Genomic DNA, 20251 nt, shown 5'->3' on the forward strand with positions numbered 1-20251 from the left:
CCGTCGTATACCCAACCGTCGCGAACGAATTCTTCGACAGCTACAAACGGCCCATCGTCCCAGTTCGTGGTATGCCCGGCAAGGTGAGCCCGGACGACCTGCTCGCGCACGTCTTCGAGCGGACGGGGGCGGCCGAAACCGACGAGACGATAGTACAGGGCCCCGCGGACGGCGAGGACGCCGCCGCGATCGACTGGCCCGACGGCGAGGGGACGCTCGTCGTCAGCTCCGATCCGATCTCCCTGGCCGCCGCCGAGGTGGGCACTCTCGGCGTTTACGTCGCCACCAACGACGTCGCGGTCTCGGGGGCCGACCCGCGCTGGCTGACGGCCGTCGTCTTGCTTCCCGCCGGAGCCGATGAGAGCGCTCTCGAGGAAATCTCCCACGACCTGGACGCCGCCGCGCGGGCGGTCGGCGCGTCGATCGTCGGCGGCCACTCGGAGTACGTCGACCAGCTCGAGCGGCCGCTGCTCTCCCTGACGGCGATGGGCACGACCGATCGGTTCGTCCCGACCGGCGGCGCGGAGCCCAGCGACGCCGTCGTCCTCACCAAAGCCGCGGGGATCGAGGGAACGGCCATCCTCGCGGCCGACTTCGGCGACGAACTCGGCGTCGATTCCGAAACCCACGAGCGCGCCGAGGGGTTCCTCGATGAGATCAGCGTCGTTCCCGAGGCCCGCATCGTCCGCGAGTACGCGACGGCGATGCACGACCCCACCGAGGGCGGGGTCGCGGCCGGCCTGCTCGAGGTGGCCCGCGCCTCGACCGTCCGGCTCGAGGTCGATCGCGACGCCGTCCCGATCCGCGAGGAGACGGCGGCGCTGTGCGAGGCGGCCGGCGTCGATCCGCTGCGGATCTTCGGCTCCGGCGCGCTGGTCGCGACCGTCCCCGCGGACGAACTGGACGACTGTCTCGAGGAGCTCGCGGCTGCGGGAATCGAGGCCGCCGAGATAGGGGCCGTTCGGGGCCTCGAGGGCGGCGAACCCGAACTCGTTCTCGACGGCGAGCTGATCACCGAGCCGATCGAGGACGATCTCTATCCGCTGTGGGAGGCCGCCGACGCGGACGACTGACCCACGACCCCGTCGGTTCCGAGCAGCGCGTCGACGGTCACCTCGATCAGCACGGTTTCGGGGTCGACCACGACGTCCGCCTCGGTTCGGTCGGTGGACTCGGTTTCCCCACCCGTGAGGGCCACGATTTTGGCGTCCGTGTGCGACCGAGCCGCGGCGATCACCGCGTCCGCGTCTCGCAGGGCGGCGGTCCCGACGAGTACCGCATCGCACGTTTCGAGGCCGGCCCGCTCGAGCGTGCCGTCGGCCGTCGGATCTCCGATGATCACGTCGACGCCGTCCGAACGCCGTGAGCGCTCATCGCTCGTCACGACCGCGACCGACGCGCGGGACGCGAGGGCGTCGACGATCGGTGCGATCGTCTCGTCGGACCCGAAAACGACGATTTCCGCGCCGGTCCCCGGTTCGCCTCCGGCCGCGGCAGCGTCGGAACCGAGACGAGCCGTTGCCTCGCGACCGGTTCGGGCGAGGTGGGTATCGAGCACGGGTCCGAACAGGCTGCCGACCGTGGCGGCCAGGGTCGCCGGTCCGAGGACGACCAACGAGATGGCGAACAGACGCGCCGCTTCGGTGCTCGCGTGGACGTCGCCGTAGCCGACCGTGCTCGCGGTCACGATGGTAAAGTAGACCGCGTCGACGACGGTCGTGACCCCGTCGAACCCGCTTCTGAGCGCGTACGCTCCGGCGGTTCCATAACAGAGGACGCCGACGATAGACAGGAACGCACCGATCTGCGTCGCGTCGAGGGTACTCGAGCGCGTGAACCGACCGCTTGTGGCGACGAGGACGGTGAGTCCGCCGACCGAGAGAACGACGAGCGGGACTGACACCGCTCGGAACTGGACGATGCCGTGTGCCCCGGACAGGGCAACGAGGAGAACGGCGGTGACGTACGCCAGCCGATAGCCTCGACGCATCCCCCAGGCGGTGACGAGCAGGGCAAAGCCGACGATGGTCCCGCTGAACTCCGCGACGGCCTGAAGATCGCCGAGCGTGCCGCCGGTCTCGAGGGCCGGCCGAGTGAGAATCGCGCCGACGCCGGTCGCGATCGACGTGAGGGCGATTGCGGCGACGATCCAGACAGCGACGCGACCGCCGGGTCGACGCGGGTGAAGCGCCTCGAACATAGCGATTCCACACCGACGGCGGCGGTAAACCCCCGGTCGAGTCCGCCACCCGACGGGGCACACGAATTGTGGACTGTGAGCGTTCTTGGCACTGACTTATTGGTGGGGATTTCCTCCGAGAGTCAAGGCGAAGATCACAGACGGGAACCCCGACGGAACGGCCTCGGAGGAGCTACTTTCGATTATCGCGTCTGTCGGGTTGACGATCTCCGGTTCGGGAACGTCGTCGATACGGACGTCCTGTTCGCCGCGCCAGGTGAGCGTCCTCATCGGTTCGTCCTCCGTTCCGCGAGTCGACTCGGCCGACGCGCGCTCGTTATCCCGCTCAGTATCAAATCCGGTCGTAATCCACACGCAAGGCGGCACTAAACGCGGGCCCTGCGTCTGCAATCGTCATTGGGAGCGCTCGGCGGTCGAACGACCGGTCGCCGGTAGCGCTCCTACGCCCGCCGCGACTCGAGCGCGCCGACCTCGAGACGGCCGACGGCGGCCGGAGCGAGAACAATACCGGCGAGGAGAATCGCGTAGAGGACGACGAGCAGGGGCTCGACCGCTGCGACGACGGGTTCGACACTCGTGATGAGGGCCACGAATCCGCCGCCGAGACCGGTGAGGACGACGCCCTCGAGTCGGGATCGCAGTGCTGGCAGGGCCTCGAGCCGCCGCGTGGCGAGTAGCCCGCCGATCGAGCCGCCGAGTCCGAGCAGCGCGTCCGTCGTTCCGACGACCGCAGCGGCGGGAACGGCGAGGGCGAGCGCGATGCCGAACCCGATCGTCGGATCGCCGCGTGTGAGGCGGTTCATGACCCCGATGAAGGCGATTCCGAGGACTGCGCCGACGATCACGTCGCCCAGGTAGTGGACCCCGAGGGCGACCCGCGAGAGCGAGACTGCGACGACGAGCGTGCTCGCACCGGCGACGGCCCGCCAGTCGTCGCCCCGATCGTACACCGAGACGAGTCCGCCGTAGACGACCGCCGCCGCGAACGCGTGACCGCTCGGGAAGCCGTACCCCTCGCGCTCTCCCTCGAGCGGGAGCAACATGGCGTCCGCCGGTGGTCGCGGGAGTTCGAAGGCGGCCTTGAGCGAGAGCAAGAGCGCCAGGCCGGCGACCGCGTAGCTGATCACGAGCGCGCTCCGGCGGCGATCCGCGCACCAAAACAGCACGGCGAGTAAGAACATGAGGAGCGTCGTTCCGCCGAGTTCCGTGATAAACACGACGACCTCCGCGTATTCGGTCGGCACGATATTACGGACGGCGGTGCTTTGCTCCCTGAGTCGCATGTCATCGGTCGTTACTCTCACCGGGGCATAAATGGAGGGAGTATCGGTCGGTGGCCAAGTCGGTTCCGTGATCGGTCCGCGTCGTGACGTGACGGCTTACCGCCGCGCCCACTCGAGCATCCGCTCGTAGACCGGATCTGATGCGAGCGCACTCGCGTCGCCGACCAGCACCAGCGCGCGCTTCGGCCGGGTAAGGGCGACGTTGATCCGCCGGTAGTCCTCGAAGATCGGTCCCTCGAGCGAGCCGGTCGCGGTAAAGGAGACGATGATGACCTCCTGGCTCGAGCCCTGGAAGCGGTCGACGGTGTCGACGGCCACGTCGTCGGGGACGTGCTTGGAAATCTCCGAGACCTGCGCCCGGAACGGGGCGATGACGCCGATGTCGGTGCGCTCGAGGCCCGCGGCCTCGTAGGTCTCGATCAGGTCCGCGATCCGTGCGGCCTCCTCGCTGTCGGTGTACTGGCTCCGGTCGCCCTCGACATCGACGAACGAGACCGGATCCCGAAGGTTCTCGGGCAGTCCATTGCGGGAGACGCCCTCGAGGTCGTCCAGGGTCCGGCCCGCGACCTCGGGCGTCGCGGGTCGAAGCCGGCCGTCGTAGAACTCGTTCGAGGCGAAGACCTGAATGCGTTGATTCATCCGGTACTGGTGGGTCAACATGACGCCGGCCTCGGGGTGGAGATCGACGAGCCGCTCGAACAGCGACTCAGTGAGGTCGTTTTCGGCCCGAACGACCGGCGGGAGTTGCTCGTGGTCGCCGACCAGTACGAACCGCTCGGCCAGATTGATCGCCGCGCAGGTTCCGGGTTCGGTGAGCTGTGCGGCCTCGTCGACCAGCGCGACGTCGAAGGCCTGCTCTTTCATGATCCGCGAGCCGCAGGTCGACGTCGTCGCTGCCACCACCTGCGCGTTCTGGAGTTTCGCGACGCGGTCCTCGGGATTCCCCGAACGCTCGAGGCGGTAGGGCTCCATGTCGTCGCGGATCCCGCTCTCGGAGCCGACGCGAACCACGCGATCCTCGTCGATCACGTCCTCGAGTTGCTCGAGCAGGGCCTCGAGCGCGTTATCCACCGCCCGATTCGTGAAGGCAGAGAGCAGGACGCGCTCGCCGCGCTCGACCATCGCGCGGATGGCGCGGGCGATAGTATACGTCTTCCCGGTGCCCGGCGGCCCGTGGATCAGCGCGCAGTCTTCCGCTCCAACCGCCTTCGTCACGGCCTCGTTCTGGCGTTCGTTGTTGTCGATGAACGTTTCCTCGATGGTCTCGAATTCGGGATCCACTCTCCCGAACAGGATGTCCTTGCGCTGCTCGTCGCCTTTGAGGAGCGCGTCGTGCATCGCGACGAGCAGCCGGTCGGTCGTCAGTTCGGAGGGGTAGACGTCGAGCCGCGTCACCTCGACCGGCTCGTCCGCCGTGAGCACGACCTCGTCGTCTAACCGCTTGACCCACGCTAACTCCGAATCGCCGCGAACCGGATGGCCGTCGCTCGCGAGCACCAGATCGCCCTCGCGGAGCTTCGAGGTCGCGCCGCCGGTCCGCTCGGCCCGCAGTTCCCAGCGTCCTTCCTCGAGCGGCCGCTTCTCGACGAACTCGAGATTGATCAGCGCGCGGTCGTCGTCGGCCCGCTCTTCGGCCGTCTGTTCCCAGAGCTTTGCGTACTCGCGGTGGACCTCGCGGCGTTCTTCCTCGATCGCGCGGTAAAATCGGTCGAAGTACTCGAGTTCTTCCTCGGGCAGCGACTGGCCGATCTGGCCGGCTTTCGACTCCTGATCGAGGCGGCCAGAGACGACCATGCAGGTGTCCTGTTCGAAGCAGTACTCGCACTTCGCGTCGGCCTCATAGCCGGTCGGAATATCGCCGGCGGTCTCCTTCGCCGCGATCTCGTTGCGCAGACGAACGACGTACTTCAGGAGACCGTCCCCCATCGTGAACTCCTTCGCGGGCGTGAGATCGCCGGTCTCCTCGTTGCGATCCAGCGCCGAGTTCTTCGTGTAAAGTAAGGTTCCGATATCGACGTCGCCGCCGTGTTCCTCGAGCAAGAGCGCGTAACAGGCTGCCTGCACCTTGTCCTTGAACCGGGGCTCCTTCTTGAGGTTCTTGCCCGTCTTGAGTTCGACCGGGGCACCGCGGCGGACGGCGTCGGCCCGCCCGCGGATACCGAACGTTTCGCTGATGAGCAGTTGCTCCGAGCGCCAGCTGTCGTCGTCTGTCAGCCGGCCCTGCTCGAGCCAGCCCTCGATCGCTTTCGCGTTCTCTCGGATCTCCTCGGTGACGGCCTCGGGCGTTTCACCGAGCAAGCCGAGCTGGAGCCCCCGCTCCTCGACGCGGGCGTCGATCGACTCCTCGAGGTCGCGCCCGCGGAGTAGGTCGCCGAAGACCTCGTGGACGAGCGTCCCCTTCACGACGGGGTAGTTCAGCGGCACCCCGGAGAGCTTGTTCAGGTAATACAGCCGGGGACACTGGACCCAGTTGCGGATCGACGTCACGCTGACGAGGAAGGACGGCTCGACGACGACGTAGGAGTCGCCCGTCGTCGCGTACTGCATCTCCCCGTTGTACTCCTCTTCTTTCGCGTTCGTCACGAGCAGTTCCATCCCCGGCTCGAGCAACTCCGCCGACTCGGTCCACTTGTTCCAGAGCGTGACCGTCGTGGTTTCGCGGCCGTCCGCGACGGTCACCGTCCCGCCGTCGCCTCGAGGGCGTGGCGTCTCGTCATCGGTCGCCGCGCCGTTCGACGCGTCCTCGGCCGGCCGGAGCGGCACCTCCGCGAGTTCGCTCTCGCCGTAGCTCGTGGACACCGACCGCACGTCGACCTCGCCCGCGACGGTTCCGCGTACGTGCACAGTGTTCCATCAGGATCGAGCGATCAAAAACGCTATCGGTCGCCGGACCGCACTCGCCCTCCCGCTCCTGATCCCACGAACCGTCGATCTCATACGGCGGTAATTCGATGTTACCGGGCAGAACAGGCGTAAAGCCTCGCCGTTTACGGCGGGGATACACGCCGTTGAGGGATGAATCGGAATATATAAATCGCAACAAAACTTCTGTTTTAAGCACCTATCAACGTGCTATTATCTTCCCGAGCCGGTCTACTCGCCCACGTAATTGGACAGTATCGGATTCCCTGTCTCTCAGCGGAAGATACCCTCTTCCGTAGTGAGGCGGGGTGCGACAGTACAAGCCCCGCTGAATCCTCCTCGAGAGGATGGGAGTAACGGCTGGTTGGCACAGCCAGTAGTTGTCCATGCCGGGCAGCTACAAACCGTAACCATCCCAAACGCGGTCGGGAATCCTCACCCATCAGGTTGGGGAGGATGTCAACGCCGTTCCCACTGGGACTCGAGTCCGTCTTCGATATCAATGGGATAGTGACGGGAAGGGAACGAGCGGAACGGACGTGCCGTTTTTGCGAGCGGGACGCGAACCTCGGTTCCATGAGTGATCCCAACGGCGACGATCGTCGGACGAACGGGGGGTCCGACACCGAGACCGACGCCGGGGCCGGAACCGGCGACGGGCCGACCAACCGTGCGGAAGCGGCGTCCGACGACATCGACTCAGGCACCGGTGTCGGTGACGGGGAGCACTCCGCTGGACGGGACCCGCGCGACGAGTCGACGCAGGTCGCGAACGAGGAACGGCGGCGAAAGACATCGGTACTCAGCCTGCTCGTCGCCGTCCTCGGTGCGTGGGTCGCGCTGTCGGTGCTCGTCTTCGAGACCGCGGCAGCACCGCTGTGGAACGACGTGCTGGTCGGACTCGTGATCTCCATTGCTGCGGGCTACAACTACTACCGACTGACGAACGACATTCCGCTCAGCACCGCCATCGCGTCCCTGATCGCCGTCCTTGGGATCTGGCTGATCGTCTCGGCTGCGCTGCTCGAGATGATCGGCGGCCTGTTCTGGAGTACGCTCGCCGCCGGACTGGTGATCGCCGGACTGGCGGGGTACAACGTATACGAGGCTCGCGAGGCGCGGTCGGTGACGACCGAGTCCGGGGCTGGGACCTAAAGTTTCGCCCGATCCGGGCCGTACTCGGCCTCGAGCCGGCGGATGCGGTGTTCGGCGGCGTGGTGACCCATCGCGACGACGGCGAAACCGACCATGACGACGGCGAAGGTGATCGAGACGGCGGGCGAGACGCCGTTGACGTAACTATTCCATAACTGACCCAGCGCCAGCGCCAGCGGTGCGAAGGTCAACAACGCGCTCTTCGCCGGCGTCGCGCGAAACAGTTCGACGAACGAGAGTGAGTGGCGGCCGGACATAGGGAAAGCGTCTGTTACCGCTATCTTCGGGGACCCACTCGTATTCTTTTTGGTTCGGATCGGCCGCTAGCGACCCCGATACTCTCTCTGCGGCGTCTTTCGGTGGAACCGATACGTTCATTCTGCCGGCGACCGACTCGTCTAGTATGCGGATTCGCGAGTGGCAGGACGTACTCGAGGACGCCACCGAACGGACCGTCGATCCGGAGGACTGGCGCGCCGTCGCCGGTGACCGCGCCGGCGGCGTCGGCGAGGATATGTACCTCGCACATCCCCGAGCCGGCGTCTTCTTCCTGAAAACGTACGCGAAGAATCCCTTCGAGGTTCGCGGCGTCGGCGCGCGGGTCGCCCGAAACCTCGACGACGAGATCGGTTCGTTCCTCCCCGAGCGGGATTCGGGCGGCCGGTTCGCAGTGCAATCCCCGCCCGAAGACGAGGAGCAGGCCGAAACCGTCGGGAAGCGCCTCGAGACCGTCCTCGAGACGCACGCGGACGCGCCGACCAGTCCGCAGGACCTCTTTGACGACGTGATGGAGGCCCTCGAGAGCCCCGCGTTCGGTCCGATGTCGTACGACCAGTACGATCGGCCCGACGAACTCGAGGACCTCGCGGACCGGTTCGACGAGGCCGACGAGTTGCTGAGCAGCGAACTCGAGGACCTTATCGAGACTGACGAGGTCGATCGCGGCTTTATGTAAAAAGGCCGCCTCCGTGGGGTGTTGCCCCACTCCGGCGGTGTCGTTCCAAAGAGCGCTCAGCGCTCTTTCGTGACTGAGCGAATCTGAGATTCGCGAGGTCCGCGAAGTCTTCGACTTCGCTTGATGCCGAGAGAGCAGCGCTCTCTCGTCGCAAATCGCTCACTTCGTTCGCGACTGCTTGTGTCGGCCGCTCGTCGCTCGACGAGGAGGCGCTGTTAGACACAGCTCTTGCCCTCTCATTCCTCTCGAAAAGAAGCCTTGATAAGCCGTCCTGTCACGTTGTTCGTCTCGTAGCTAAAGATGGGTGGCGCTTGACGAGTTATACCGCTTGTATAGAAAAATAATCCCAACCATCTGTTGGAGAAGTGGGATGAAAAATCCAAAAATACCCCCGAGAGTGTATAGAAGTGGGAGAGGATGCCATTCTGAATCTGTTCCCAGAACGCTCTTCGCATCCTTATACACCACGATTGGGAAAATGAATATCAAAGTGATTCCAACAAACCCTAACAGACTAAGAAATAACAGTGCCGTTTCAGTAAGTAGCCTGATATCACTCTCGATGATGAGTAAACTTCCATAAATAGTTGGCAGAAGAACTATCGGAGCGACTACTACTCCCATAATCATGTACGTCCAAATTGTTGGTGAAAGGTTCTCTAGCCAACTCATGTTTTCACCAAGAATCTTATTGCAGATAAACTTTGCTATACCTATAGGGATCCGTGAACGGCCACTCTCTGTTAAACAGATCGCCTAAACAGGATGGCCGGAGTCCTTGATGTGTGTACACTTCCACCCTGAGAAGGATGGACGACATCCTTCAAGTTCGATTGTGGTGGAATTATCACTAAAATTATAGCAGTAGTCGAAATCAACATATGCGACTAGTCCATCGAATTTTCTGCTTGAACAATGGTAATTTCCATCTGCACGATTAAATTCTTCTTTCATACTCTGGCCTAAAGCACCAACTTCAAACCATCCTACACTTTCCCCAACTGCTAGCTCAAATGTAACTTCAACTCCCATAACTTCCCTCGTACCACCCCAAGTCCGGACACCTGGGTCTACGTCGTGGTCCTGAGTTCCAACCTGACCTCCCTGAACTTTGGCCTGTCCCTCTGATTCTTTGACCAGTTCGGTAAGGTTTGTTTCAATACCTGGTCTAAAGCCTTCCTCTTCATTAGAGGGTTCTTCTATAGAATCAACTTCATCTGAGTCAGGATTTGCGGCAGCTATTCCAGGTACGACAAGAGAAGTCGCGCCGATGATAGAGCCTGTTCGTAATAGAGACCGGCGTGTTCGTGCACAATCAATAGTTCTACCAATCCCTTCCTTCCTTTTACTATCATGGCATTTTTTATTTACCATGTCTGGATAATAAATCTCTTTTAATATATACTTTTCGTATTATTCTAAAGACATAAATATACTATGTTGATAGTATTTTTTAAGGCCCAATACTTGGCTGTGTAGCGGTAGCGAGTCTCTTGGAGTATCGGTCGTTATTCGTGTGTCTTCTGAGCGTCGTTGATCAGCTGTCCCGGCAACGGTGGCGGAGAGTAGCCGAGGTGTTCACCTAGTTTGTGAAGAATTAACTGGGTGTGCGACCGGAAGGTCACCGCTCAGCGCTCTGGTAGAAACACGAATTTATAGTCTGCCTACTCAGTGACCCGATCCAACAGATCACGGCTGACCAGCAGTGACAGCAACGCCGTGTACGGCAGTATCTCAACGATGTGCTTCTTGTTCGTGGTAAACTCGTCTAACGAGTATTGCGTCTTGAGTTCGCGGAACAACAACTCAACTTCCCGCCTATAGCGGTAGTTCGTCGCCAGATTTGCCGGCAAGAGCTCTCTTCGCCGGAAATTCATGATACACAGATATTTGTTGTTAGCGTCCGCAACGAGGCCGCTAACGACGTGGAACGTCTTCGTGTCCTACGACTGCGTCCCTGCATATTCTCTCCGCTGGAATTTTGCTTCGACCTCAAAATCGATATACTGCCGATAGAGGTTATCGACTACGTCGTCGGTTTTCTCACCCTCCAAGGGAATGACATCGCCACGCCATTCCGGTAATTCTCCGTCATCTTGGGGTTCACGTTTGATTTGAGCCGACTCACCAAGTAGCCGTCATTCTCGTCAATCAGTGCGAACCGGCGATACTTGGAGTACGCTTGATCGACAGTACTAACAGGTCTTTGAACCACGGGCCTGTGTCAAACTCCGTGCTGTCGTGTACTCTTTCGTCAGTGACACTGAACTGGTCAGCCGTCCGATCAGTGCTGTTGTGGAACAGGTGGAGCCGGGCTCCACCCTGCTCCCCTTTCCGTGGGCCATGCGTATCAGCGAGAAACGATGTAACCGCAGGATCGTCTTGTCAGCGACCATCACGTCACGGAATCGGTCAAAATCTGTATTAATTGTATCCGGGACAACGACCTCGTTGAGTTCGACTTCGACGAGGTCGCGGAGAGACTCCGCGGGCAAGGAGCCAACCGCTGATAGAAGCCGCCGGGAGAGAGCGTCTCATCGGCAGTAGCGTTGTCGCTACGTCGGAAACCAGCGAGTGTTCGGCTCTCACCTGCGGCGAAGCCGAACACGAACACGCAAACGAAAACGGGATTCGAAGATCACGGTCACGTTCGACCACGCCGAGTTCTTCGGCGTACTCTTCAAGGAACTCAGGGGAAACAGTGTAGCGAGCCGACTCATACTTCGAGTGAGGAAGTCGATAGTAACAACTGAAACGATTCACACACCGATCGCACAGCCGTCGTATGACCGGGTGGGAATTGACTTTCAGCGGCTACAATAGTTGTACACGGACTCGACTTCTTCACTCTTCCGAAAAGATGCCTCGATAAGCCGTGGCTGTCACGCGGTTCCTCGACTAACTACAGATGGATGCTCACTCGAGTCCCACGGACGCGCCTGCGACTGCGGCCGGTGGGCCTTTGGAACCGGACGTCAACGGATCCTCTATGAGCGACCACGCCGAGGCCGTCGTTCGCGAGTACTACGATGCACTCCGGCACGGCGATCCCCTCGCCCCCTATTTCGCCGACGACGAGCGGACCGTCAAGTTCGGGATCGGCGAGTCCCTGTTCGGCGGGAGCGAGATCGCCGCGGCCCTCGAGGAACAGACCGAGACGACCGACGAGTGGACGGTCGAGAGCCACAATCTCCTCGTCACCGAACGGGACGGAGTCGCGACGGTCGCCGACGAGGTGACGATGGCCTGGACGAAGACGACGACCGGCGAACGGTTCCGGTTCGACAGCCGCTGGAGCGGAGCGCTGGTCGAACGGGATTCGGACGACGGCTCGAGCGCGAGCGACTGGCGGTTCGTCGCGATGCACGTCAGCGCACCCCGGGAACTGTGAGTCGGGGTCCTAGGCGGGGCTCGTCGCGCTCGAGCGACCTGACGAACGGGGGCGATCAGCTCAAAGCCGTCTTCGTCCTATTGGTCGGGCTCTCCGGCGGGCTGGTCGCCCTCCAGAGCAACGCCCCGTTGCCGGTGATCGGCGCGGCGATACTCGGCGGTATCGTCGCCGGCGGCGCGTTGCTCTGGTACTTGATTTGGATAACGACTGACTGAACCACGATGCCGAATCCGCAGGCGGTGGCGCGCGCTGGATCACGGTGACCGTGGAGGGAACCGTGATCTGAAGCCGTGCGAGGGATGAGTGAGTGACCAACGGGAACGAACGAATCGGTTGGGGAGGGCGTGGCGATTCCCTGTTGCCACGATAGCAGGACGCTTGACTCCGGCAATGCTACGATCTCGTATCACCAGCAGAGTAGCGATTTCTCCCTCGAGCTGAGACACAACACCTCGAGAAACGATCGATCCTAGCGATCGACGCGCTGGATCCACGTCCCCGGCGCGTCGAGCTCGTCGTGGCTGGGCAGGTTCTCGGGCTGCTCCCAGACGAGACTCGCCGTCTCGAGGTCGCGGACGGCGAGGACGTGCTCGAAGAAGTTCTTGCCGCGCTCGTACTGGCGTTCCTTCAGTCCGAGGCCGAGCAAACGACGGAAGAGCTTCTGCAGGGGACCCCGCCCCTGACGCCGTTCGTCCAGCTTGCGCCGCAGGTCCTCGTACTCCTCGTCGAACGCGTGGTCCATCAGGAGTTCGGCGTAGCCCTCGACGACGGTCATCGCGGCGTCTAGATCGCGGAACGCGTCCCGGTCGAACGATCCCTCCGAGAGCGTCGCGATCCCGTCTTCCATGCGGGCCTCGAGGTGGTCGGAGAGCCACGGCGCGGCCCCGAACTCGGCGGCGTGGGTCACCTCGTGGAAGGCGATCCAGCGGCGGAACCGGTCGGCGTCGACGTCGAGTTTCGCGGCGGCGTTGAGGATGTTCGGCCGGACGAAGTACAGTGCGTGGTCGTCCGTGGGGGCGTCGGCGAGCAGGAGGGGGTCGTACTGGCCGAGGACGTTCCGTCCGAGGAAGGAGAGCAGGACGGTCATCGTCCCCGTATTGATCGTCCGGGCGACGCCCGGGAACGCGCCGGTGTGGGTCTCGAGCGTCTGCATGACCCGCTCGAAGGTGGCGACGTTCGCGTCGATCCAGTGGTGGCGGTTCTGGATCTCGACGGTCTCTGGCACGTCGAACTCGACGCCGGAAACCGACCGCACGGCGGCCCGCGCGTCCCGGACGTCGCGAGCGTACGCCTCGCGCTCGCCGGGCTCGAGGTCGAGCGAGCCCGGATCGGTCGCCGCCTTGGCGGCATCGGCGGCCGACCGCCAGTCGATCGCGTCGTCACCGGACGCCCCGGCGACGGCCCGGGCGCTACGATAGAGATTCACAACTCCGGCTAGGACGAGGACGCGCAAAAGCGTTCGGCTCGGTTCGCGTCGGTGCGAAAACTCGACGCCGTCGGCCGGAGACGGACAGGTCGGCGATTGCGACTGCCAACCGATCGGCGATCGGCGATCACTGATCAGCCGACGGCCCGCTTCGGACGCCGACGATCAGTTGACGATGACGTCGGGTTCCGGTTCGGTCTCGAGGTCCGATTCCTCGTCGCCGCCGCGGAACTTTCTGGCGGCGACGGCGATGCCGACGAGGACGACGAGCGCGACCAGCGCGCCGGCGGCGCTTTTGCCCTTACCGCCCGACTCGTCTCCCGTGGCCGCGCCCTCGTCGGTTTCGGTCTCTGTCTCGAGGTCTGTCTCTGCTGTCGATTCGGTGCTGCCGATCGGCAACGCCTCGCCGATCGGTCCGAGTCCGAACTGTGCTTCGCCGTCGAAATGCAACTCTACGAAGGTGAATTTCTTGTCTCCCATGAGTGGACGGTCCACGAGTGCACACTTAGACGTTTGGTTAGGTATACGTTAGTGAGGTGTGTAAGGAGCTGTTACGGTGTTCGCCGTCTTTTACACTCGCCCGTATCGGCCACAAAATCGCCGGATGGAACAGGCGTGCTGTGCCGTCGGTTCCCGCGACAGACGGTAGCGTCGTTCGTCCGACCGGAATCGGGCTCCGGACCGGTACGATTAAGTGTCCGTCACCAGCGGTGTTGCGTATGAGTGGACGACCGCTGGACGTCCTCGAGGCGTCGCTCGGCGAACGCGTGACGGTGCGACTCAAGAGTGGCGACGAACACGTCGGCGAACTCGCCGGCTACGATCAGCACATGAATCTGGTGCTCGAGGATGTGACGGTTCCCGTCGAGGGCGGAGTCGACGACGAGGCGCCGGTCGAAGACACAACCATTATACGCGGCGACAACGTCGTTTCGATAACTCCATGACTGGTGCAGGAACCCCGAGCCAAGGAAAGAAGAACAAGACGACTCACACCAAATGTCGTCGCTGCGGAGAGAAGTCTTACCATACCAAAAAGAAAAAGTGCTCGTCGTGTGGCTTCGGCACGTCCGCCAAACGCCGCAGCTACGAGTGGCAGTCGAAGACCGGCGACAACTGAACTTTCCGTTCTCCCCTTCGATTCTGCCGTTTTCTCGAATCACAGCGTAGTCACTGCTATTCTCGACCGCGCCCCGATCCCTTGAGTCCGTCTCTCGCTCTGTCCCTCGGCCCCACCTCTCGATTTCACTTCTCACCCCCGTCACTCGGTTCCCTCTCGCTGGGACCGAGTCGCCGATGAACAGCCCTTAGTTCGGAGCCGCGAACAGTCGCGTATGGAGACGACAGACGCCTTTACCGGACTCGAGTGCATCGATTGCGGGGCCGCCGTCGACGCTTCCGAGTCCCACCGCTGCCCGGACTGCGGCGGCGCGCTCGAGTCGACCTACGACTACGACGCGATCGACCTCGATCGCGAGATGCTCGTCGACCGCCCGTTCGACTCCCAGTGGCGCTACGCGGAACTGCTCCCGTTCGCTCGCGAGTCGGCGGTGACGACCGCGGAGGGAGCGACGCCGCTGGTCGACTGTCCCGATCTGGCCGACGAACTCGGGGTCGGGCGCGTGCTGATCAAGGACGATGGACGGAACCCAACCGGCTCGAGCACGGATCGCGGCGCATCGGTGGCCGTCACCGCGGCCGTCCACCACGGCGCGAGCGACGTTGCGCTCCCCTCGACGGGCAACGGCGGACAGGCTGTCGCGGCCTACGCGGGCCGAGCAGGGCTCGATTCGCACGCGTATCTCCCATCCCGATCCGGCTTTACGAACAAGGCGATGGTCAACGTCCACGGCGGCGACATGAACGTCGTCGGCGGCCGGTTCGGCGACGCCGCCGGCGCGTTCGAAGAGGCGCTCGCCGAACACGACGACTGGTACTCCCTCCGATCGTTCGACACGCCCTACCGCCACGAGGGCGCGAAGACGCTGTTCTACGAGATTGCAGAACAACTCGAGTGGGACGTTCCCGACGCGATCTGTTATCCCACGGGAGCCGGCACCGGGCTCGTCGGGCTCGCCAAGGCCGCACGCGAGTTTCGGGAACTGGGTCTGATCGACGATCTGCCCGCTCTCTACGCCGCCCAGGCGTCGGGCTGTGCGCCGATCGTCGAGGCGTTCGACGACGACCGTGACGAGCACGAGCCGGTCGAACACCCCGACACGATCTGCGGCGAACTCGAGATTCCCGATCCCGCGGCGAGTCCGCGAGTCCTCGAGGCGCTCAGCGAGAGCGGCGGCGGTGCAGTCGCGACGGAGGACCCGGACATCCTCGAGGCCGCCGTCCGGGTGGCCCAGACGACGGGACTCGAACTCATCCCGAGCGCGGCGGCGGCCGCAAGCGGCGCGTGGGAGCTCGCGGAGCGCGGCGCGTTCGACGGCGACGAGACGGTCGTCATCGTCAACACGGGATCCGGGAACAAGGAGGCCGACGTGTTGCGCAGCCACCTGATGAGTCAAGGTGTCTAGGTCGATCCGATCTTGCACTACAATCTGGAGCGCACTCTCCTGCCGTAACCGGGAATGCGATCTCGCACCCCGATCGGGAATGCTCTCTCACACTTCGACTGGGAACGCTGTCTCGCACTTCGACTGGGAACGCTGTCTCGCACTTCGACTGGGAACGCTGGGCGGTCTCCGCGCTGGGACTCGTCATCGGCTGTCGACCCACCCACGACCGTGCAGTAACGAGTGATACCGCCGAGTAGAGTCGATCGAACCGGTAGCGGAAAGCGGCCCGGCCAAGAAAGCCGAACTCTTTCACCGACAAGGTCTTGCCTGCGAGGGGTGTAGACGAGACGAGTACCAATGTGTGAACATTCACCAGAGTGTTCGAACGGGGACACGTGCCAGCTCGTCCTCGAGAACGGAGAGACCGGTCTCGAGACCGCCGAATATTACTGTAAGGCACACCTCGTACTGCGAATCTGGGAAGTCGAGAACGACAGCTCGATGCGAGCCGTCAGCGCTGAGAAACTGTAATACGGACTGGTGCCAGTCATTTCGGGCGCAACCGAGAACTCCTGTGGTTGCGCCGATACGTCGGCACACCAGACCGTATGATGCCGGCGTCATCGCGCCGAGTGCGCCGAGCACTTGCAGCCGCCTCGAGATCGCCGATTCACCGCCGCGTCACGAACCGATCGCCCGGTACCGGAAACCGCCACCGAACGCGACCGGCCTCGTCGTGTGGCGCGCGAGCGGACCGACAGGTCGAATCCGGTTTCGACCCCGTCTCGAGGGTCTCACAGTCGAACTCGAGACGGGGGTCGTTTCGTAGCGCTTTTGCTGGTTGTCGGGAAACGACGCAGTATGACTACCCCCTGGGACGACTGGAACCATATTCTCAAGCTCGATCCGGACAAGGAGTTACCGGCGGGCGTGACCTACGGCGATCTCTGTGCGACCGGGACCGACGCGATCGAAGTCGGCGGCACCATGGGAATCACCGAGGAGAACATGAGCGCGGTCATCGAGGCCTGTGCCGAACACGACGTCGCGCTCTACCAGGAGCCGTCGAACCCCGAGGTCGTCCTCGAGGACGACGCGCTGGACGGCTACCTCATCCCGACCGTCTTCAACGCCGGGTCGCCGTTCTGGATCACCGAAGCTCACAAGGAGTGGGTCCGACTCGAGGGGGAACTCGACTGGGACCGGACGACGACGGAGGCCTACGTCGTGATGAACCCCGAGGCCGATGTCGCGGAGCTGACGGAGGCCAATTGCGATCTCGGCGCCGACGACGTTGCCGCCTACGCGACGGTCGCGGAACACATGTTCGGCCAGGAAATCGTCTACGTCGAGTACTCCGGTAAGCTTGGCGACGAAAGCGTCGTCGAAGCCGCCGCCGAGGCCACCGACGAGTCGACGCTGTTCTACGGCGGTGGCATCCACGACTACGACTCCGCGTACTCGATGGCCCAGTACGCCGACGTGATCGTCGTCGGCGACCTCGCACACGACGAGGGAATCGAGGCGGTTCGGGAAACCGTCGCGGCGGCGAACGACACGTAACTGTCCCCCTTTCCCCCGTCAAAGTAGCCTCAACTGTTTTGTCTCTCCGTATCAGACGACCCTGCATGAGTCTCCTCGCCGCGTTCGAGGCGTCGTCGTCGGGGCTCCTCCTCGGGCCGACACTCGAGGCCCTGCCGTCGATCGACGTGGAACTCGAGCGCCAGTACGCCCTCGATCCTGACCGCCCCATCGCGTTCTGTCGGGTTCGCTGTCGCGATCGCGACGGACTCGACCGAGCGCTCGCGGCCGACGGGACGATCGCCGAGTTCGAGCGGATCAGCGGTGCCGACGGCGAGAGCCGATACCGGTTGCAACGGAGCGAGACGGATGTCATCGGTGCGTATCGTGCCTGGGTCGACGCCGGCGGCGAATTACTCGACTGTCGGGGGTCGGACGGGCGCTGGGAGGTCGAAATGCGCTTTCCCGATCGAGACTCGTTCGGTCGCTATCACGAGTTCCTCGCGAACGAGGGCGTCTCCCTCGAGTTACAGCGACTCGCCGACGACGACCGTCAGCACCGGGGTCGCGACCGCGGAGCCACGCTGACCGACGCCCAGCGGGAGGCACTCGCGCTGGCCTACGAATACGGGTTCTTTGAGGTTCCCCGCGAGACGGGGCTGTCCGAGATCGCCGCCCAGCTCGGCATCTCGAATCAGGCCGTCAGCGAACGGCTCCGCCGCGGGCAGGCGCAGTTGATCGCGGACCGGGTCGTCGAGTGAGCCGCTGGGTCTTGGGGAGTCTCAGCCGACGAGTTCTTGGAGCCGAGGAAGCGTATCCGTCACGTTCTCGCGATAGACTTCGTCCGCGATGTCGTCACAGGGCGTCGACTCGAGGTTGACGATCCCAACCGTCGCACCGGTCGAGGCGGCCGTTCGGGGGAGCGAGGCGGCGGGTTCGACGACCAGCGAGGAGCCGATCGCGAGGAAGACGTCGCTCTCGCGAGCGAGCGACCGCGCTCGCTGGATGACCGCGCCCGGGAGCTGCTCGCCGAAGAGGACGACGTCGGGTTTAAACACGCCGCCGCAGTCACAGGTCGGCGGTAGTTCGCCATTCGTGGCGCGCTCGAAGATTGGATCGCCGTCCCTGCGTTTCCCACAGTCCGTACAGCGGACCCGCTGTGAGTTGCCGTGTAACTCGAGGACGGTCGGTTCGCCAATTTCCGCGCCGTCGTCGATCGCCGCGGCCGCGTCGCCGTGGAGCCCGTCCGTGTTCTGGGTGAGGATCGCCTCGAGGTCGCCGTCTCGCCCCATCTCGGCCAGCGCCTCGTGGGCCGCGTTCGGCTCGTACTCCTCGTCGAACATCACTCGCTGGAGTTCGACGCGGTCCTGCCAGAACCCCTTGGGATCGCGCTGAAACCGACCGTAGGCGAACTGTCCCTCGTCGAACCGGTCCCAGACGCCGTCGTTACCCCGGAACGTCGGTACGCCGGAGGGGGCCGAGATCCCCGCGCCGGTGAAGGCGACGACCGTGTCTGCACTTCGGACGTCGGCGGCGAGTCGCTCGAGGTCGTTCATACATCGGTCGTCGTGCCGACCCGCCAAAACGATTCACCTCGGTGCGAACGACTGCGCTTAAGTTCCGCCTGCGTGAATCAGGTGATATGCAGGACAGAACCTACACTGCCGACGCCGAGCCGGGCGACGACGCGACGGTCGCCGGCTGGGTCCACGAGATCCGTGATCTCGGGGGCATCGCATTCCTGATCCTTCGAGATACGACGGGCAAGATCCAGATCAAGTTCGAGAAAGACGAGATGGACGAGGACCTCGTCGAGACGGGACTGGGCGTCTCCCGCGAGAGCGTCGTCGAAGTCTCCGGTGCGGTCGAGGAGGAACCGCGCGCGCCGACGGGCGTCGAGATCACGCCCGAGTCCGTCGAGGTCGTCGCGCCTGCCGATCCGGAACTGCCGCTCGATCCCTCCGGCAAGGTCGACGCTGATCTCTCGACACGACTTGACAACCGCACCCTCGACCTGCGAAAGGACGAGGTGCAGGCCGTCTTCGAGATCCGCTCGGAGATCCTGCGCGCGGTCCGCGAGCAGTTCCGCGAGTTCCGCTGTACGGAGATCAACACGCCGAAGATCGTCGCGACCGGCACCGAGGGCGGCACCGAACTCTTCCCGATCACGTACTTCGGCGAGGAGGCGTTCATGAACCAGTCGCCACAGCTGTTCAAGCAGCTCATCGCCGGCTCGAACGTCGAGCGCGTCTTCGAGATCGGCCCGATCTTCCGCGCCGAGGAACACAACACGCCGCGACACCTCAACGAGGCCACTTCGATCGACTTCGAGGGCGCCTTTTGCGATCAGAACGACGCGATGGACGTCGTCGAGGGCGTCGTCCGCGCCGCGTACGAAGCCGTCGAAGAAAACTGCGCCGACGAACTCGAGGCGCTCGATCTCACCGAGGAGTTCGGCGCACCCGACGAGGCGTTCCCGCGTATCAGCTACGAGGACGCCCTCGAGCGCATCAACGCGACCGGCGAACTCGACGAGCAGCTCGTCTGGGGCGACGACCTCTCGACGGAGGCCGAGAAGGCCCTCGGTGACGACGTCGGCGGCCACTACTTCATCACCGATTGGCCCAGCGAGATCAAGCCGTTCTACATCAAGGATCACGACGACGATCCGCAGCTGTCGACCGGCTTCGACCTGATGCACCCGCGGATGGAACTGGTGTCGGGCGGCCAGCGCGAACACCGCCACGAGAAGCTCATCGAGGGCTTCGAACAGCAGGGACTCGACCCCGATCAGTTCGAGTACTACACCAAGATGTTCAAGTACGGCATGCCGCCCCACGCCGGCTTCGGGCTCGGCGGCGAGCGGCTCGTCATGACGCTTCTCGGATTGGATAACATTCGGGAGGCCGTGTTGTTCCCGAGAGATCGGCAGCGACTCTCGCCATAGGCGA

Annotated in this window: 22 protein-coding genes and 1 pseudogene; 12 read left to right on the forward strand and 11 right to left on the reverse strand. The window is 63.5% G+C overall.

Going from position 1 to position 20251, the window contains the following annotated elements; translation table 11 throughout:
• Positions 1 to 71: 71 nt before the first annotated feature.
• Positions 72 to 1073 carry an AIR synthase family protein gene (locus CP556_RS12245; protein ID WP_098725878.1) on the forward strand — a complete coding sequence of 334 codons (1002 nt, stop codon included), beginning with the start codon at positions 72 to 74 and terminating at the stop codon, positions 1071 to 1073.
• Here CP556_RS12245 and CP556_RS12250 read toward each other — a convergent pair.
• From CP556_RS12250 to CP556_RS12265, 4 genes are all read right to left on the reverse strand, one after another.
• Entirely contained in the window at positions 1037 to 2200 is a 1164-nt protein-coding gene (locus CP556_RS12250) for an ion channel (protein ID WP_098725879.1), read from the reverse strand. The two genes, CP556_RS12245 and CP556_RS12250, sit on opposite strands and share 37 nt — an antisense overlap.
• A gap of 96 nt (positions 2201 to 2296) precedes the next feature.
• A complete protein-coding gene (locus CP556_RS27135) occupies positions 2297 to 2470 on the reverse strand; it encodes a hypothetical protein (RefSeq protein WP_343124873.1) in 174 nt (57 codons plus the stop codon).
• A gap of 170 nt (positions 2471 to 2640) precedes the next feature.
• A complete protein-coding gene (locus CP556_RS12260; RefSeq protein ID WP_176548178.1) occupies positions 2641 to 3483 on the reverse strand; it encodes a phosphatase PAP2 family protein in 843 nt (280 codons plus the stop codon).
• A gap of 96 nt (positions 3484 to 3579) precedes the next feature.
• Positions 3580 to 6327: an AAA domain-containing protein gene (locus CP556_RS12265; protein WP_098725880.1), complete on the reverse strand. Its 2748-nt coding sequence runs from the start codon at positions 6325 to 6327 to the stop codon at positions 3580 to 3582.
• Between the two features lie 594 nt (positions 6328 to 6921).
• Here CP556_RS12265 and CP556_RS12270 point away from each other — a divergent pair.
• Complete coding sequence (locus CP556_RS12270) at positions 6922 to 7500, forward strand: SPW repeat domain-containing protein (protein ID WP_098725881.1); 579 nt, start codon at positions 6922 to 6924, stop codon at positions 7498 to 7500.
• On the opposite strand, the gene CP556_RS12275 is transcribed toward CP556_RS12270, so the two are convergent.
• Positions 7497 to 7757, reverse strand: a complete 261-nt coding sequence (locus CP556_RS12275) for a hypothetical protein (RefSeq protein WP_098725882.1) — start codon at positions 7755 to 7757, stop codon at positions 7497 to 7499. The genes CP556_RS12270 and CP556_RS12275 overlap by 4 nt on opposite strands.
• Before the next feature lie 146 nt (positions 7758 to 7903).
• Here CP556_RS12275 and CP556_RS12280 point away from each other — a divergent pair, with 146 nt between their 5' ends.
• Positions 7904 to 8455 (forward strand): hypothetical protein, encoded by a 552-nt coding sequence (locus CP556_RS12280; RefSeq protein WP_098725883.1) that lies wholly within the window; start codon positions 7904 to 7906, stop codon positions 8453 to 8455.
• 294 nt (positions 8456 to 8749) lie between these two features.
• Here the strand turns inward: CP556_RS12280 and CP556_RS12285 are convergent, their stop codons facing one another.
• From CP556_RS12285 to CP556_RS12290, 3 genes and pseudogenes are all read right to left on the reverse strand, one after another.
• Entirely contained in the window at positions 8750 to 9127 is a 378-nt protein-coding gene (locus CP556_RS12285) for a hypothetical protein (RefSeq protein ID WP_141551672.1), read from the reverse strand.
• A gap of 84 nt (positions 9128 to 9211) precedes the next feature.
• Positions 9212 to 9829: a hypothetical protein gene (locus CP556_RS25305; RefSeq protein ID WP_141551673.1), complete on the reverse strand. Its 618-nt coding sequence runs from the start codon at positions 9827 to 9829 to the stop codon at positions 9212 to 9214.
• A 134-nt stretch (positions 9830 to 9963) separates the two neighbouring features.
• A pseudogene (locus CP556_RS12290) lies at positions 9964 to 11175 on the reverse strand (IS4 family transposase).
• Positions 11176 to 11444: 269 nt separating this feature from the next.
• On the opposite strand from CP556_RS12290, the gene CP556_RS12295 reads away from it, so the two are divergent.
• The gene (locus CP556_RS12295; protein ID WP_098725885.1) at positions 11445 to 11846 is read left to right on the forward strand and encodes a nuclear transport factor 2 family protein; all 402 of its coding nucleotides are present in this window, start codon (positions 11445 to 11447) and stop codon (positions 11844 to 11846) included.
• Positions 11843 to 12061, forward strand: coding sequence for a hypothetical protein (locus tag CP556_RS12300; RefSeq protein ID WP_098725886.1), 219 nt, complete (start codon positions 11843 to 11845; stop codon positions 12059 to 12061). The genes CP556_RS12295 and CP556_RS12300 overlap by 4 nt, the downstream gene beginning before the upstream one ends.
• Before the next feature lie 254 nt (positions 12062 to 12315).
• Here CP556_RS12300 and CP556_RS12305 read toward each other — a convergent pair whose 3' ends face one another.
• Complete coding sequence (locus tag CP556_RS12305) at positions 12316 to 13272, reverse strand: zinc-dependent metalloprotease (RefSeq protein WP_098725887.1); 957 nt, start codon at positions 13270 to 13272, stop codon at positions 12316 to 12318.
• A gap of 165 nt (positions 13273 to 13437) precedes the next feature.
• The gene (locus CP556_RS12310; RefSeq protein ID WP_098725888.1) at positions 13438 to 13752 is read right to left on the reverse strand and encodes a hypothetical protein; all 315 of its coding nucleotides are present in this window, start codon (positions 13750 to 13752) and stop codon (positions 13438 to 13440) included.
• A 239-nt stretch (positions 13753 to 13991) separates the two neighbouring features.
• On the opposite strand from CP556_RS12310, the gene CP556_RS12315 reads away from it, so the two are divergent.
• From CP556_RS12315 to CP556_RS12340, 6 genes are all read left to right on the forward strand, one after another.
• Positions 13992 to 14219: an LSM domain-containing protein gene (locus tag CP556_RS12315; RefSeq protein WP_098725889.1), complete on the forward strand. Its 228-nt coding sequence runs from the start codon at positions 13992 to 13994 to the stop codon at positions 14217 to 14219.
• Positions 14216 to 14392 (forward strand): 50S ribosomal protein L37e, encoded by a 177-nt coding sequence (locus CP556_RS12320; protein ID WP_098725890.1) that lies wholly within the window; start codon positions 14216 to 14218, stop codon positions 14390 to 14392. Before CP556_RS12315 ends, CP556_RS12320 begins: the two co-directional genes overlap by 4 nt.
• A gap of 214 nt (positions 14393 to 14606) precedes the next feature.
• Complete coding sequence (locus CP556_RS12325; protein WP_098725891.1) at positions 14607 to 15797, forward strand: threonine synthase; 1191 nt, start codon at positions 14607 to 14609, stop codon at positions 15795 to 15797.
• Between the two features lie 339 nt (positions 15798 to 16136).
• Positions 16137 to 16310, forward strand: coding sequence for a hypothetical protein (locus CP556_RS25965; RefSeq protein WP_176548179.1), 174 nt, complete (start codon positions 16137 to 16139; stop codon positions 16308 to 16310).
• A 330-nt stretch (positions 16311 to 16640) separates the two neighbouring features.
• Positions 16641 to 17342, forward strand: a complete 702-nt coding sequence (locus CP556_RS12335) for a phosphoglycerol geranylgeranyltransferase (RefSeq protein WP_098725893.1) — start codon at positions 16641 to 16643, stop codon at positions 17340 to 17342.
• Between the two features lie 65 nt (positions 17343 to 17407).
• On the forward strand, positions 17408 to 18061 hold the full coding sequence (locus CP556_RS12340) for a helix-turn-helix domain-containing protein (RefSeq protein ID WP_098725894.1): 654 nt from the start codon (positions 17408 to 17410) through the stop codon (positions 18059 to 18061).
• A gap of 21 nt (positions 18062 to 18082) precedes the next feature.
• On the opposite strand, the gene CP556_RS12345 is transcribed toward CP556_RS12340, so the two are convergent.
• Complete coding sequence (locus CP556_RS12345; protein ID WP_098725895.1) at positions 18083 to 18856, reverse strand: SIR2 family NAD-dependent protein deacylase; 774 nt, start codon at positions 18854 to 18856, stop codon at positions 18083 to 18085.
• 86 nt (positions 18857 to 18942) lie between these two features.
• Between CP556_RS12345 and aspS the strand changes: the two genes are divergently transcribed.
• The gene (gene aspS / locus CP556_RS12350; RefSeq protein WP_098725896.1) at positions 18943 to 20247 is read left to right on the forward strand and encodes an aspartate--tRNA(Asn) ligase; all 1305 of its coding nucleotides are present in this window, start codon (positions 18943 to 18945) and stop codon (positions 20245 to 20247) included.
• Positions 20248 to 20251: the final 4 nt, after the last annotated feature.

It is taken from the genome of Natrinema sp. CBA1119, assembly GCF_002572525.1.
Classification (GTDB): Archaea; Halobacteriota; Halobacteria; order Halobacteriales; family Natrialbaceae; genus Natrinema.